The sequence below is a fragment of the Anabaena sp. CS-542/02 genome (assembly GCF_028331085.1).
In the GTDB taxonomy this organism is placed as follows: Bacteria; Cyanobacteriota; Cyanobacteriia; order Cyanobacteriales; family Nostocaceae; genus Anabaenopsis; species Anabaenopsis arnoldii.
In genome coordinates this window covers 1-14,979 of the sequence record NZ_JAQMTM010000055.1, presented here as the reverse complement: position 1 = coordinate 14,979, position 14,979 = coordinate 1, and the positions used below count along the sequence as shown (strand labels likewise).

The 14,979-nt window shown below is 42.8% G+C and carries 15 protein-coding genes and 2 pseudogenes; 8 read left to right on the top strand and 9 right to left on the bottom strand.

The window, feature by feature from the left end; translation table 11 throughout:
* Positions 1-10: 10 nt before the first annotated feature.
* The 5 genes from PN447_RS05840 to PN447_RS05820 all read right to left on the bottom strand — a co-directional run bounded on the left by PN447_RS05840 (position 11) and on the right by PN447_RS05820 (position 3,334).
* A complete protein-coding gene (locus tag PN447_RS05840; protein WP_271761618.1) occupies positions 11-226 on the bottom strand; it encodes a hypothetical protein in 216 nt (71 codons plus the stop codon).
* 2 nt (positions 227-228) lie between these two features.
* Positions 229-876 carry an HPF/RaiA family ribosome-associated protein gene (locus PN447_RS05835; protein ID WP_271761575.1) on the bottom strand — a complete coding sequence of 216 codons (648 nt, stop codon included), beginning with the start codon at positions 874-876 and terminating at the stop codon, positions 229-231.
* A gap of 47 nt (positions 877-923) precedes the next feature.
* Positions 924-1,589 (bottom strand): phosphoribosyltransferase, encoded by a 666-nt coding sequence (locus PN447_RS05830; protein ID WP_271761572.1) that lies wholly within the window; start codon positions 1,587-1,589, stop codon positions 924-926.
* A gap of 417 nt (positions 1,590-2,006) precedes the next feature.
* A complete protein-coding gene (locus PN447_RS05825; protein ID WP_271732085.1) occupies positions 2,007-2,600 on the bottom strand; it encodes an ATP-dependent Clp protease proteolytic subunit in 594 nt (197 codons plus the stop codon).
* A 71-nt stretch (positions 2,601-2,671) separates the two neighbouring features.
* Positions 2,672-3,334 carry an ATP-dependent Clp protease proteolytic subunit gene (locus tag PN447_RS05820; protein ID WP_271761570.1) on the bottom strand — a complete coding sequence of 221 codons (663 nt, stop codon included), beginning with the start codon at positions 3,332-3,334 and terminating at the stop codon, positions 2,672-2,674.
* A 192-nt stretch (positions 3,335-3,526) separates the two neighbouring features.
* Here PN447_RS05820 and PN447_RS05815 point away from each other — a divergent pair, with 192 nt between their 5' ends.
* Positions 3,527-4,783: a vWA domain-containing protein gene (locus tag PN447_RS05815; RefSeq protein ID WP_271761568.1), complete on the top strand. Its 1,257-nt coding sequence runs from the start codon at positions 3,527-3,529 to the stop codon at positions 4,781-4,783.
* Between the two features lie 68 nt (positions 4,784-4,851).
* On the top strand, positions 4,852-5,016 hold the full coding sequence (locus PN447_RS05810) for a MerR family DNA-binding transcriptional regulator (RefSeq protein WP_271761567.1): 165 nt from the start codon (positions 4,852-4,854) through the stop codon (positions 5,014-5,016).
* Between the two features lie 167 nt (positions 5,017-5,183).
* Here PN447_RS05810 and PN447_RS05805 read toward each other — a convergent pair whose 3' ends face one another.
* Positions 5,184-6,260 carry a PIN/TRAM domain-containing protein gene (locus tag PN447_RS05805; RefSeq protein ID WP_271761565.1) on the bottom strand — a complete coding sequence of 359 codons (1,077 nt, stop codon included), beginning with the start codon at positions 6,258-6,260 and terminating at the stop codon, positions 5,184-5,186.
* 245 nt (positions 6,261-6,505) lie between these two features.
* Here PN447_RS05805 and hemW point away from each other — a divergent pair, with 245 nt between their 5' ends.
* Complete coding sequence (gene hemW, locus PN447_RS05800) at positions 6,506-7,684, top strand: radical SAM family heme chaperone HemW (protein WP_271761563.1); 1,179 nt, start codon at positions 6,506-6,508, stop codon at positions 7,682-7,684.
* A 9-nt stretch (positions 7,685-7,693) separates the two neighbouring features.
* Here the strand turns inward: hemW and PN447_RS05795 are convergent, their stop codons facing one another.
* On the bottom strand, positions 7,694-9,412 hold the full coding sequence (locus tag PN447_RS05795) for a helicase HerA domain-containing protein (RefSeq protein ID WP_271761561.1): 1,719 nt from the start codon (positions 9,410-9,412) through the stop codon (positions 7,694-7,696).
* Positions 9,413-9,508: 96 nt separating this feature from the next.
* Positions 9,509-10,300 (bottom strand): glutathione S-transferase family protein, encoded by a 792-nt coding sequence (locus PN447_RS05790; RefSeq protein WP_271761559.1) that lies wholly within the window; start codon positions 10,298-10,300, stop codon positions 9,509-9,511.
* A gap of 339 nt (positions 10,301-10,639) precedes the next feature.
* On the opposite strand from PN447_RS05790, the gene PN447_RS05785 reads away from it, so the two are divergent.
* On the top strand, positions 10,640-11,290 hold the full coding sequence (locus PN447_RS05785) for a fasciclin domain-containing protein (RefSeq protein WP_271761557.1): 651 nt from the start codon (positions 10,640-10,642) through the stop codon (positions 11,288-11,290).
* A gap of 360 nt (positions 11,291-11,650) precedes the next feature.
* A complete protein-coding gene (locus PN447_RS05780) occupies positions 11,651-11,959 on the top strand; it encodes an RNA recognition motif domain-containing protein (protein WP_271761556.1) in 309 nt (102 codons plus the stop codon).
* Between the two features lie 213 nt (positions 11,960-12,172).
* Here the strand turns inward: PN447_RS05780 and PN447_RS05775 are convergent.
* A pseudogene (locus PN447_RS05775) lies at positions 12,173-12,314 on the bottom strand (transposase); the annotation flags it as partial.
* A 20-nt stretch (positions 12,315-12,334) separates the two neighbouring features.
* Between PN447_RS05775 and PN447_RS05770 the strand changes: the two are divergent.
* The 3 genes and pseudogenes from PN447_RS05770 to PN447_RS05760 all read left to right on the top strand — a co-directional run.
* A complete protein-coding gene (locus PN447_RS05770; protein WP_271761617.1) occupies positions 12,335-12,457 on the top strand; it encodes a hypothetical protein in 123 nt (40 codons plus the stop codon).
* Positions 12,458-12,478: 21 nt separating this feature from the next.
* Positions 12,479-14,539 carry a serine/threonine-protein kinase gene (locus PN447_RS05765; protein ID WP_271761554.1) on the top strand — a complete coding sequence of 687 codons (2,061 nt, stop codon included), beginning with the start codon at positions 12,479-12,481 and terminating at the stop codon, positions 14,537-14,539.
* 240 nt (positions 14,540-14,779) lie between these two features.
* Positions 14,780-14,979 (top strand): annotated as a pseudogene (locus tag PN447_RS05760) (RNA-guided endonuclease TnpB family protein); the annotation flags it as partial.

Below are 14,979 nucleotides of genomic sequence, written 5' to 3'. Positions count from 1 at the left end.
TGTGAATAATTTAGTTTTTTTGCTTTAGTTGAGCAGCAGCTTGGCCATGAGAATTTTCTATATGTTGGTTTAAACTTTCAGCCATCTCAATGGCGAGAATAATTAATTGCTCTTCCATAGCCCCATTACCGCCCTCATCACTAACTTTTGGGTAAATATGAGGGTTAGATAGCATAGCGGCCAGAAGTTGAGATGCGGTTTGTTGGAGTTGATTAAGTTGTGACACCCTTATTCCCTCCAGCCCAATGGCGGTTCAATCATGGTTTGGTCTGACTTACCCACACCAGCGCCGGGCTTATCGAAAATCTTCACGGTGCTGGCTTGGGGGCCTTCTTCGCCCATTTCTTCGGCAAAATGGACTGCGGTACCAATTTCTAAACGTTCAAATTCGTGATGTAACACACTATTGCGGTGAAAGTAAATTTCTCGGCCTTCTAAAGTTCTTAAGAAGCCATAGCCCCTATCTTTAAAGAGTTTGGTAACTAGTCCCGTTGCTTCCTGGAATTGTTCCTGATTATGGCCTCGTAGCTTACCACCTTGGCCGTTACGCTCATATTGCAGTTGGTTGAGTTTAACTAGTTGCTGACGAGCGGCGTTAAAAGTATCACGGATGACTGCATCTAAGGGGTCATATTGAATACCCTCTCCCGGATTTCTTTCTGCCACAAGTTCGTGACCGGGGGGTACGGTGATATCAATGCGCACGCGATATGGTGAACCACTGCGGGGGCGGTCATGTATTTTTTCAATGGCAATATGGCAGCTACTGATGTGATCGCAAACACTCTCTAATTTAGCGATTTTTTCATGAATTAGGGTATCAATTGCATTGGTTTTCTCAACATTGCGATAAGTAATTTCTGGTGGTACTTTCATATGTTTGTCACGCTTGCAGTAGGCAACTGGAAACAATTGGGGTAAACCTAGGTACCAATAGATAACGGTTGATAGCTAGTTTCAGCTTGGAAAAGCAAATCGCGGACTTGCTCATCTGTAGTTTGGGTAAATTCTTCATACCATAGACCAACACCATAAAAGGGGTCAGGTGTAGCCAGACAAACGACTTGGTTGACGGCGGTTTGTAACTCTTTGCAAGTGGCCGCAGCACCTACAGGTACAGCAATAACTATTTTGGCTGGGTGCTGTCGCCGCACGGAGGCCACCGCAGCCCACATAGTCGCACCTGTAGCTAACCCATCATCTACCAAGATGACTATGCGTCCTTCTAAATCAGGGTCAGGGCGATGGCCTCTATACAGTAGTTCTCGACGTTCTAATTCTCGTTCTTCTTGGGCTGCAACTCTAGCAATTGTTTCTTCGGAGACCTTCACCAAATTGATAATATATTCGTTAATAATCCGCACGCCACCAGATGCGATCGCCCCCATTGCCAGTTCTTCTTGTTCAGGCACACCCAATTTACGCACCACCAGCACATCTAAGGGAGCATTTAACCCTTGAGCAACTTCAAAACCTACGGGTACACCGCCTCTGGGCAGAGCTAACACGATGACATCTGTAGTGTTAGCATAGTCTGCTAATTCTCGGGCCAACATTTGACCTGCTATTGTGCGATTTTTGAATAGCATGGTATTACTCTCCTGATATTTGCCTCACAAATGAGGTTTTACTGGACTTTTCCCCTCAAAGAAAAGTCGAAATTCTGACTGATCAACAGCTGGCATTTTTCCTCCCGATTTGGTTGAGTCTTTCAGTGGTAATGGTGACTAATAACAGTCATCAAGTCTTGCTAGTGTTTCTGAACTGATCATAGAAAGCTAGACCCGGCATGACCTCTGACTAACGACGCGACATCAACAATCTACTGATCTATCTAATGGAGGAGAAAAAAAAATAGAACCTCACCCCCAATTCCTTTCCTTGGTAGGGAAAGGGAGACTTTGAGACAAGTCAAAGGTGGGGTGAGGCCAAAAACCAGATTACTGTGTTACTTAATTCATATTCCGGCGCTAATGTCGGCTATCGGGAGAGTATTAAACATTAGCTTACGGACGCTCTTCAATCACACGGTCAATTAAGCCATATTCTTTAGCTTCAGCAGCAGACATGAAAAAGTCCCGATCCATGTCTTTTTCAATCTTGGCTAAAGGTTGACCAGTATTCTGAGCATAGATATTATTTAGCTGGCTACGAATCCGCAGAATTTCTCTGGCTTCGATTTCGATATCGCTGGCTTGGCCACGGGTTCCGCCGGAGGGCTGGTGAATCATAATCCGAGAATGAGGTAATGCCATGCGCTTACCCTTGGTTCCAGCTGCGAGCAGGAATGATCCCATCGAGGCTGCTAGACCTACACAAATTGTCACCACATCTGATTTGATGTGTTGCATGGTGTCAAAAATGGCCATGCCAGAGGTTACCATACCACCAGGGGAATTGATGTATAAATAAATATCCTTACCTGGATCGTCTGAATCCAGATATAGCATTACCGCAATAATTTGGTTAGCAATTTCATCATCAACATCTCGGCCTAGGAAAATAATCCGCTCCCGGTAAAGGCGATCGTAGATGCTAATCCAGTCTGTATATTGTCCTCCGGGCATCCGGTAAGGAACTTTAGGAACACCTATAGGCATATTCGTTACTCCGCTTGTAATTAGTCATTGGTTATTAGTGATTTACCAACGTAAATCACTACCTGTGTTACTTAGAGAACACTGGCAGGTAATGGGGGATTGGCGAGTTCCTCTTTTTCAAAAACTCGGTCAATTAAACCGTACTCCTTAGCTTCATAGGGAGTCATGTAGAATAGCCGATCCATGTCTTTGGTAATTTTTGCTGGTGCCTGTCCGGTGGTGTGAGACAGGATATCTACCATTGCCACTTTGTTTACCAAAACTTCTTTTGCCCGAATTTGAATATCCGTTGCTTGACCTTGGGCGTAGCTCTTAGGTTGGTGTAGGATAATGGACGAGTGGGGCAAACTGGCGCGACAGCCTTTTGTACCAGCGCTGAGTAACATTGCTGCCATACCCATTGCCGAACCAATACAAATGGTGTGGATGGGGGGCTTGATGTATTTCATCGTGTCATAGATGGCGAAGGCTTCGGTTTCAAAGCCAATGGGTTCGCCACTGTAACCCGAGGTTCCTGTAGAGTTGATATAGATTTTTATCGGCTTCTCTGGGTCGTCTGACTGCAAATACAGCAATTCAGCAATAATCAATTCTGTCACCGCTGGCACCAATGGCATTCCCAGATAGACAATTCTTTCCTTCATCAATAAGGAAGGTAAATCTGGCGGGGGTGTCCGGTAAAAGTTATCACCGTAATAAGGGGCTTGCACAGCCTTGATGGGGGAATTGTCCATAGCAACTGATCGCCTGAAACTATGCCGTTAACTGTAATACATCCTAACGCGATGTTAGCTGACTTCAAGTGTGGATTTCTCGCTAATTGGTGATTGACCCTGCTTGTTTGCCCAGTCCTTGATTTTTCCGCAGTGCCGATGTGGCGTTTTGAAGTTATTTTATAGAGATATCCTAACTAAAAATTTTGGGTTATGAAGGTCAATTTACAGCCTATCTTGAATGATTGTAGTTTGGACGCATATCAACCGAGCAGTCAACGTCAGTTGTCTATATCGGTTTCGGCAATGGCCGAAGTTCAAGAACCTAATGTACCACTGAATTTATGCTTAATTCTCGACCATAGTGGCTCAATGAATGGCAGACCTTTAGAAACTGTGAAGCAGGCGGCTAGTAATCTAGTCGATAAACTCAAACCAGGCGATCGCCTGAGTGTTGTTGCTTTTGATCACCGTGCGACTGTGTTGGTATCTAATCAAATGATTACTGACCCACAGCAGATTAAAAACCAGATTCAGAGTTTATCTGCCGGTGGTGGTACGGCTATTGATGAAGGTTTGCGTTTGGGGATTCAGGAGTTAGCTAAGGGAAAGAAAGAAACTGTTTCTCAAGCCTTTTTATTAACCGATGGTGAAAATGAACACGGTGATAATCAACGTTGTTTAAAATTGGCTCAATTAGCCACTAGCTATAATTTAACTTTAAACACCTTAGGATTTGGTGACAAATGGAATCAAGATATTTTAGAAAAAATCGCTGATGCTGGCTTGGGTAGTTTGTCCCACATTGAACGACCTGAAGAAGCAGCCGATGAGTTTAACCGCCTGTTTAGTCGTGTGCAAAGGGTGGGATTGACTAATGCTTATTTGCTGATTTCCCTCATGGCTAATATTCGCCTAGCTGAACTCAAACCCATTGCTCAAGTTGCGCCAGAAACCATTGAGTTACCAGTGCTGCAAGAAGCAGATGGGCGGTTGGTTGTGCGCTTGGGAGATTTAATGAAGGATGCGCAAAGGGTAATTTTGGCTAATATCTACTTGGGACAATTACCACAAGGTCAACAGGCGATCGCTAATCTCCAAGTGCGCTATGATAACCCGGCTCAAAATCAAATGGGTTTATTGACTGCTCCGGTTCCGGTTTATATCCAGGTAACTGGGATGTATCAACCAAGAACTGATGCACGTGTGCACCAGTCTATTTTGGCATTGGCTAAGTACCGACAAACCCAGTTAGCTGAGGCGAAATTACAACAGGGCGATCGCGCCGGTGCTGCTACTATGCTGCAAACTGCGGCGAAAACGGCTCTGCAAATGGGTGATCAAGGGGCGGCGACGGTGTTACAAAGTTCTGCTACCCAACTGCAATCCGGAGGGGAATTGTCCCAGAGCGATCGCAAGAAAACCAGAATTGTCTCTAAAACGGTCTTGCAAGATACTCCTCGCCAATAAAGGTTAGCTAATAGCTATCTATTTACTAACAATAGATTATATAAGCTCATAAATGCTAATATAGTGGTATGGCTTATGTAGCACTACGAGAAGCAGTTAAACAACTGGGATTGCACCCAAACACTTTAAGAAAATACGCAGACAATGGCAAGATTGAAAGCATCAAAAACGAAGCAGGACAAAGACTTTTTCACGTTGAATCCTACCTCAGTGGTGCAACTTATTACAGGTAATGCTCAAACTACATACGTATCATTGAAATAGTAAAACTATTGTCGTGGCGGTATCTGTGCCCCATATTCTCCATCAAAATGATAAAATTGGCTGTATCTTTCTAAACAAAATCGGTGCAGTGGGACTACACCGATAACGCAATTTAACTTTAGTTCGCCGTGAGATTTCATGCCAAAGCTGAGGCCTGAGGTTTAGCAAAAATCATGCGTCCGGCGGAGGTTTGCAAAGCACTAGTAACCACTACCCGCACTTCACCACCGACATAACTTCTCCCCTCTTCCACTACAACCATTGTGCCATCATCGAGGTAGCCCACTCCTTGAGTGGGTTCTTTACCTTCTTTGAGAATCTTCAGGTCAAGATTATCACCAGGTAAATAAGTAGAACGCACAGCATTTACTAAGTCATTCACGTTCAGAACCGGCACTTTCTGCACGCTGGCTACTTTGGATAAGTTGTAATCATTGGTGAGGAGTGTACCGTTGATTTCTTGGGCAAAGCGGACTAATTTAGCATCGACTGTGGCAGTGTCTTCATAGTCCACAGGGTTAATCAATATCCGCTCTGGGTAATCTTTCTTAATGCGGTTGAGAATCTCTAATCCCCGCCTTCCCCGGACTCGCTTTTGGTCTTTGCTAGCATCGGCTACTTGTTGCAACTCCTGCAATACAAACTGTGGTACTAAAATTTGTCCCTCGAGAAATCCCGTTTCTAGGAGAGCTTCAATGCGACCGTCAATAATGCAACTAGTGTCTAAAACTTTGGTACTGGCAGGTTTTAGTGTGCCTTCCACTACCATTGTTTCTACAGTATTGGGATTAATGAACCGCAATAACCCGCGTCCGTGGGTATCGGCTAAATTCATCCCGGTCACAGCCAGTAAAATACTGCCGACAACGGCTACTAGTGGCTTAATAAAGCCAAAATCCTGGGGAATTGGTAGTAAAAATAATGGCGCTAGCATTAAGTTAGCTAGTAATAGCCCAATAACTAGGCCAATGGCGCGAGTTAAGATCATTTCCAAGGGCATTTCTCGCACTTGTATCTCTAAGCGCCGATATGATGTTTGGAAACGTAGACCCACAGCACCGCCCAGAATAGCGGCAAATACGGCAAAAACCAGCCGTAAAGCGTCTAGGTTTGTGACCCCATCGAGGGAACCGTCGGGTAGTAGTTCAATGCTGTAGAACCCGATTCCCGCTGCTGCTAGGATGAATGAGAGAATAATAATGGCGTCAATCATAGTTGTCTTGTTTTCCCGCGATTGTGTGACCCAATAAACTCAACTATTTTTCATCGGTGGGAGAGATTAATCAATATTGACTTACATTAGGGTTTTTAGCAGGTAATATCTGCAAATATTATAACTAAACTGTTTTTCGGAGATATTTTTCATACTTTTGTTGTAAAACGATAGGAAATTGTAAGAAAAACTATTTATTTTCACTGTTTGTCATACTCACTGGGGTTGATTAGTTCTTACTGACAATGAATCAAAAAGTTAATGTTCCTGAAATGGCGAGTGCTGCATATGTACACATTCCCTTTTGCAGACGGCGGTGCTTTTATTGTGATTTTCCTGTGTCTGTGGTGGGCGATCGCCTGCGGGGCGAAACATCTGGTACTATATCCCAGTATGTGGAGGCTCTATGTCGGGAAATTGCCATGACTCGCACTGGTCAACCTCTGAAGACAATTTTTTTTGGTGGTGGTACTCCTTCTTTACTATCAACAAAGCAGTTACAACAGATATTAGCAACGCTGGAAAAACATTTGGGAATTGCTGCTGGTGCAGAAATTTCTATGGAAGTAGACCCAGGAACCTTTGATTTAGCACATATATCTGGCTATAGCAGCGTTGGTGTAAATCGGGTTAGTTTGGGTGTACAAGCGTTTCAAGCGGAATTATTGCAGTTTGCGGGGCGATCGCATTCTGTTGTAGATATTTTTACATCTGTGGAATTAATTCATCAAGTCGAAATTTCCGAATTTAGCTTAGACCTCATCTCAGGTTTGCCGCATCAGTCTTTAGAACAATGGCAGGATTCCCTAGATCAAGCAGTAGCGATGATGCCTACTCATATATCTATATATGACCTTACCATAGAACCAGGTACAGCCTTTGGTCGTTACTACAAACCTGGTGACAAGCCATTACCAACGGATGAAACCACAGTCAAAATGTACCAAATGGGGCAAAAAGTTCTGACTGATGCAGGTTATGAACATTATGAGATTTCCAATTATGCCCGCCCTGGTCATCAATGTCAGCATAATCGAGTATATTGGGAAAACCGCCCTTATTATGCTTTTGGTATGGGTGCTGCGAGTTATATAGATGGAAAGCGCTTTACTCGCCCCCGTAAGACCAAGGAATATTACCGATGGTTAGATTCTGGGGGTATAATTGATTGTGAAGTGACTCCCCCACAAGAAGTATTATTAGAAACTTTAATGTTAGGGTTGCGTTTGGCTGAGGGTGTAAGTTTGAGTATGTTAGTTGGGAAGTTTGGGGAAGATCAAGTCAAGGAAATTTACAAATGTTTACAGCCTTATTTAGATAAGGGTTGGGTAGAAATTGTTGAGGGGAGATTGTGCTTGTCTGACCCCCAAGGGTTTTTATTTTCTAATGTGGTGTTAGCTGATTTGTTTGAACAGTTGGGTTGAAACCAATAACTAAAAACCTAAATCTGCTTTAGCTATTTCCGCCGCAGCAAATACTTCTGCATCTGGCTTTTCTTCCCAAGCGGGATCACCAATTTCGGCGTAGAATTTGGTATCATAGGGTCGGGTCTTGACCACAACAGGCATAGGAACCGCATGGCCTAAAATTAAGGCTTGTTGTTTAGAGTCTAATTTGGCTAAGACTGAGCGCAAACCACCAGCACCAGATACACCGGTAAAAATGGCATCAATATCTTTTTCATCATTCAGCAAAGCGGTGATGCGTGTGCCAATTTGAGACATAACTTCATTATCAATTCCCGATGGACGTTGGTCTACCACTAGCAGGGTTACGAAATATTTTCGCAGTTCTCGGGCGATGGTGCCGAAAATTGTACTTTGGACAATGGCGGGATCAAGGAACCGGTGGGCTTCCTCAATGGTAATCATTAATGGTGTCGGGCGATCGCAGGGGTTTTTACTTTGTAAGAATTTATCTGCTTTCTTGACATATTCCTCATGAATACGTCGAGTAATCATGTTAGTTACCAACATATAAGAAAGCATATTGGATTGGGAACCAAATTCTATGACTACATTTTTCCCGGCTTCCAAAGACTGGATAATTTTACTAATATAATTCTGGGGACAAACTCCCCGCATATATTTCAAACTATCCAAGCGCAAGAGTTTACGCTGTAAAGAGGTGATAGAACCTGGATGTCCTGGCTTTTCTTCGCAGAACATTTTAATATCCTCACCGGTCATATTAAATAATTGGGGAATCCAAGATTTACCAAACTCGTTGTATAAAATACTGGCGTTATCTAAAGCTGCTTCCGAGAGTCCTAAATCTCGACTACATAATTTAATATCTTCAACTGTGATTTGCTCATAACTCAGATATAATTCTTGAGCATCCCGCACACCCCGACGCTTTGTAGATTGAGGGTCAAGGGTGTAGACTTCTACTTTACCAGGAAATAGTTGTTTTAAGCCTTTAACAGTATTAACATTTTTCCCTTCCGCTACTGCTTCCCAACCATACTCGGAATGCATATCGAAAATTAAATTTACCGCCGCATTTTTGCGGATGACTCCGGCTAAAAGTAAGCGTGTGAGGAAAGATTTACCAGTTCCAGATTTACCAAACACGCCGTTACTACGCTCAACAAAGCGGTTTAAATCAATACAAACTGGTACATCCATATCTAAGGGTTTACCCACAGAAAAATTTCGCCTGTGGGGGTCATCTTCCCAACCAAACACCCGGCGAAAATCCTCTTCACTTGCTTCGTAAACTTGGCTGAAATGACTGGGAATTGTTTTAACTGGGAGCAATTCCATAGTAGTACTAGTTTGGGGCTGAAATGACGCTAAACCATTTGGCGATTTGACAAAACCATTGGTAGTATGATTTGAGGATTCATCAGACTCAGGGGTAAACATCAACATTGGGGCGAGGTTGATAGTACCATAAGTACCACTACCAGCTAAAACTTCCCGTAAAAAAGTGTCTTCCCAACCGGGGGGATTGGCAATAATGCGGGGGTTAGAAGTTCCTAATGCTACATCTGTCAGCATACAGAAAAAACGCGATCGCAATCCATGGACAACCAAGAATTTACCCACCCGCATATCTTCCACAGAAATATCCGGGTGTAATCTTACTTCTAACCCCCCAGTCAGAGAACCTTGGATAACCGAACCTAATGGTTGTGAAGAATTCATTTGAATAACTTATAGATTCCTGTGTTCATCTGTGGTTCCTAACTTCCATAGCCCAACCAGCCAATAATACAAAGTTAATCACCATCATCCCATCACCTATTCAATTTGAATAGAAGTGGGTGCATTTCCCGTTGGTGGGTTTCCGATTAATGGTTTACGGAATTGAGCATACAGGCGATCGCGCCAGGCAAAAAATGGCTGATAATCAGGATTATCAGCTAAACCAGGTACACCTTTACCTCTGATACCTGCGGGTAAGTCTAAATAGGGGAGTTCTGGGAACTTCAGTAATATTGATAAACTCGCCACTGTCAAATCAGCTAAAGTTGGCTCATCACCGGTTAAATATGGACTATCTGCCAATAATAATGTTAGTGCTTCTAAGTCTTGTTTCAAGTCCGCGATCGCCGATTTAATCACATCTGGACTATAACCGACCCCAAAGCCCAAAACAGTCAACACATCACTAGGTACTCCCGCAATTAGACTTTTAAATATATCCGGTGTGGAATTAGGTAATAAAGACTGGCGGAAATTTTGGTCTTGGCTAATAGCAGAAAAAAGAGCTACCCTTGCTTTCTTACCGATTGATTCATCTGCCCATTCTTCCATCAATAAGCATAAACCACGTTGCCGAGAATCTTGGGGTATGAGTGGGCGATCGGGATATTCTAAATCTAAATACTTAGCAATTTCAGTAGAATCAACAATATATCTGTTACCATCCTTTAAAACTGGCACTTGTCTTTGTCCAGTCAGCCGGAATAAATCTATTTGTCCAATTCCGGGGGTAACTTCTATTTTACGGTAATTTAGCCCTTTGTAATCTAGAATCAACCGTACTTTCTCTGAATATTGAGATATTTCCCACTGATATAATTCCAGCATAACCTATATTTTCAAGAGTTTAATTCTACAACGCTCTTATTGTATCTTTACTTCCGGTAATTTTCCTGAGCAAGTCAGCAATTTAGCAAAAATCTTATGGAGGAAATAGGATATTTTGGCTGTTAGTCAGGACTGTAGCCCTGGTGCTAGGAAACCAAGTAGCATCTACAAAGTGTTTATTATGGATTGTGGGAAATGATCTCAACTGTTTAAAAGCATAAATGATAATTTAACATAGTTATTTGCACTAAAAATATTGCTGCTGGATTTATATATTTTGCATAGCGAAGTGTTATAAATCTTTAATGTCACCTATATTAAGAAAGACCAACCAGATTTATGAAAGTAAATTACAGCAATTTCTTGACCAATCTTGCCGGAATAGTTGGGTTAGCCAGTGTTAGCCTTTTAATCAATTTACCATCTCTAGCCAATGAACCAACCTATAATCTAGCACAAGCTGGGAGTGGAACAGTTAATCCTAGACCCAGCATTTTCGATGAGCCTCCCTATAACCGCAATCATCGAGCTAAACCCACCACTCCAAGAGTTACACCCCCTAAAACCCAAACTCAAGACAAAACCTTATTAGCATTGGCAGAGTCAAGCCCTAACTTTACCACCTTAATCGCGGCATTAAAAGCAGCCGGATTAACAGACGCTTTGCAAGGTGGAGATCAATTAACAGTCTTTGCTCCCACCAATGAAGCATTCGCCAAATTACCACAAGATGCTGTCACAGACTTGTTAAAGCCAGAGAATAAAGAAATTTTGCTCAAGCTATTAACTTACCACGTAGTTAGCGGCACAGTGCTATCTACCGATCTGTCATCCGGGGAAGTGAAAAGCCTTGAAGGGGGAGCCATCAGGGTCTCGGTTGGTTCTAATGGTGTGATGGTCAATGATGCCAACGTAGTTGAGGTAGATATTAAGGGTACTAATGGTGTGATCCACGCTATTGATCAGGTGATTCTACCTCCTGACCTGTAGACCCTATCGTTGATACCATTATTCAAGCATTAAAGACCGTTGATATCAATAATCTAAGCGGTCTTTTTCTGTGTGTTAGGTGGGGTAGGGGGACTTGATATTGCAAATCTGCAAGACTCAAATATTTATCTTAGGGGGGTAGACAAGATGACATAAATATAGATTTACCTTAACATAACTTTTTATAACAGTTTTTTTCACTTTTCCTGTGATCATTGAAATTATGTGCCACAATTGGAGTTGAGAATTAATTCGGCGACAGCGTTTGTTTTTAGTATTGACAGGCTTTTTCCTTGTGGTATTTACAGACTTATCTCCGAAATCTAAATCTCTACGTTTTTGTGATTTTGGAGACCATTGATGTCAATTTATATAGGTAATCTTTCATACGACGTTACCCAACAAGCCCTCACTGACGTGTTTGCAGAGTACGGCTCTGTCAAACGAGTGCAAATACCAACCGACCGTGAAACAGGTCGTGTACGCGGCTTTGCGTTCGTAGAGATGGGTTCGGAGGATGAAGAAACAGCAGCCATTGAGGCTCTAGACGGTGCGGAATGGATGGGACGCGACCTGAAAGTGAATAAAGCTAAACCCAAAGAGGATAGAGGTTCCTTTGGTGGTGGCCGGGGAGGATACGGTGGTGGCGGTTCCCGTAACCGCTACTAAAACCTAGGGACTAGGGGGGAAGTTTGTCCTAGTATCTAGTCCTCAACCCCTTTAATACTGTCGCTCCGAGCAAGGCTTAGTCCATGTTCGGAGCTTTTAACTATCAAAACATAGTGGGAGCGTGAGAACCCCTACGCTAAAGCGTAGGGATGAAACGCGACTCAACAGGATTTATCCTGTCGTATCCTTAACAAAAAGGTTTTAACAGGTATTAAAAGCTTTAACGATAAAATGTGGTGCGTCGGTTGGTTTGACGCTTACAAACAGATGAATATCGTCTGGTGCGACTTCCACCAGCTAAAATATCCCATTCCTTTTCCACTGCTAAATCAAGAAAAATTTGTTTCAATCTAGTTTATAGTGTCAAAGTAACTCGTGTATAAGTCCTATTGTGGTTTAGTATATGGTGGTTTTGACCACACTTATTCGGCTCAAGATCAGCATAAATCCTATAGACACTTTGGGATGCGATCGCGGCTGATCAAGTCAGTCAGGTAAAAATCGGATAGCTAATGACTTATGTATATAAATAATATTCAACCCGGTGTAACTTTAAGCGATCGCTATGTAATTGTTCGTCAAATCGGTCAGGGAGGTTTTGGACGTACCTATTTAGCTGAAGACCTGAACCGCTTCGGTGAACTGTGTGTTTTAAAAGAATTTTCCCCTCAAGTTCAAACAGAGTATATTGCACAAAAAGCCCAAGAATTATTTCAGCGAGAAGCGACTGTTCTGTACAAGCTGCAACATCCGCAAATTCCCCGCTTTCGGGAACTACTGCGAATTAACTTACAAGGTCAGGAATACCTGTTCTTGGTACAGGATTATGTAGAAGGACAAACTTATAGTTCCTTATTAGATGCGCGTAAACAGCAAGGGTTGGGATTTACAGAACTTGAAGTTAGGCAATTGTTATTAGAAATTCTGCCAGTGTTGGAATATATCCACTCCATGGGGGTAATTCATCGGGATATCTCACCAGATAATTTAATTCTGCGCAGTACTGACAAATTACCGGTATTAATTGACTTTGGCGGTGTGAAACAAGTAGCCGCAACGGTGGCCTCGCAATATTACCAAGGGGAAAAAACCCCATCCCCCCAATCACTCACCCTACTAGGTAAAATAGGCTTTGCACCTCCAGAACAGATGCAAACAGGTATGGTGTCTACTCACAGCGACTTGTACGCCTTGGCTGTCACCATCCTAGTTTTATTGACAGGTAAACAACCGCCAGAACTCATTGATAATTATAATCTAACTTGGCAATGGCGACGAGAAGTTACTCTCAGTCCGGTATTGGGACAGATATTAGATAAAATGCTATCCCCTAGACCAGGCGATCGCTATCATGCAGCGGCTCACGTCTTAGCTGCTCTCAACCCCTCATCAGTGAGTCATCCCCCAACTCAATATCCCACTAACCCACCCACATCTGCTACAGTTGCTGTTTCCCCACCTCCCCCACCGCGCCCATCTCCCTCATCATCATCTCCCGAACCAACATCCTGGTTAACACCAGCAACAGCCTTAGTAGCAGTAATCATAGTTGCGGGTACAGCTGGGGGAATTTGGTGGGGATTCACTAGCAGCGATCACACTCCACAAACAGTTACACCTACTCGCCCTCCCACCCTTGAGCAGCCCACTGCTCCCCCAGATCCGCTCTCCCCAGCGGAACGTCAGCGTAAACAAAGATTAAACAACCGTCGTCAACAATTGGGAATTGACTCTAGCTTTTACGTCCGGTTGGTAGATCAAATATTTTGGGACAATAACCCCAGTTTACAGCAACGCACTCTCAGTGATGAAGCGCAAGATGAAAGTTTGCGGGCGCAATGGGATAAAACAGCCGCCCAATTACTAGAAAAACTAGCTGTATTGAGTACGAGGTCGCGCCAACAATTGGGAACTTATACAGCAGCAGAACGGGAAGCTTGGCGAGTGGAAGTTAACAAACTCAATGTGAGTATAAATTCTTTATATGATTTAGCTGACCCTGCGTTTTTCAACCAATTTCCTCAACAGCAAGGCCAAAATTTTATTAATCAACCCATGGGACAAGTTTGGCACGGGTTTGTTAGCGATAAACTTAACGCTATTGTCTCTGGAACGGCTTTAGACAGAATTCTATTTGATCCAGGTACTACCAGCAAAACAGTTACAGGTAACCTGCAATCAGCTGTTGACCCGGCTGGGGGTAAGGTTTTTATTGCTCACCTGGCGCAAAATCAATTAATGGAAGTGAAGTTAGAAGCCAGTTCTCAAGTTTTACTTTCGGTTTATTCTCCTTCTGGCCAAGTTAAATTTTTAGAAGACTCTCCAGAACGTAATTTATTAGTTAATAAATTACCAGAATCGGGATTTTATCAGTTTGTAATTGCTTCCACAGCATCAGGAGCACTAAGTTATCAACTCAGCATTGCGACACAAACTCCTACCCCAGAACCTACACCAGAAACTACACCAGAAACTACCCCAGAAACTACCCCAGAGCCTACCCCAGAAACTAACCCAGAAACTACCCCAGAGCCTACACCAGAAACTACCCCAGAGCCAAATGATACTGAACCCAACTAGTTTTGTTTGCTTGCAGGTTTTAAATTTATCATTAAGATGAGCAAGACTTGCTGTTAAAATACAGACATTCTTCAAGATGCGATGGGCTTTTGCTGCCCTTGCGCGATTGCTGGTTTGAAGAGTATTGAAAAACTTTGCTTATTTTGTAGTCAAGTATGCCCAATTATGGACTTATGTATGCTATATTCACTATTTATTAATAAGTTGACGTACAAAGCAGAGTTAATAGGAATCAAAGTTTTGGTCACAGAAGAAAGCTACACCTCTAAAGCTAGCTTTTTAGATTTAGATAATATCCCTACTTATCAAGAAGGTGTTAAACACACATTTAGTGGTAAGAGAATAATTCGAGGTTTGTACAAATCTGCTGATGGCAGGATGATTAACGCTGATGTTAATGGATCTTATAACATCATGAGAAAAGCAGTCCCAAATGCTTT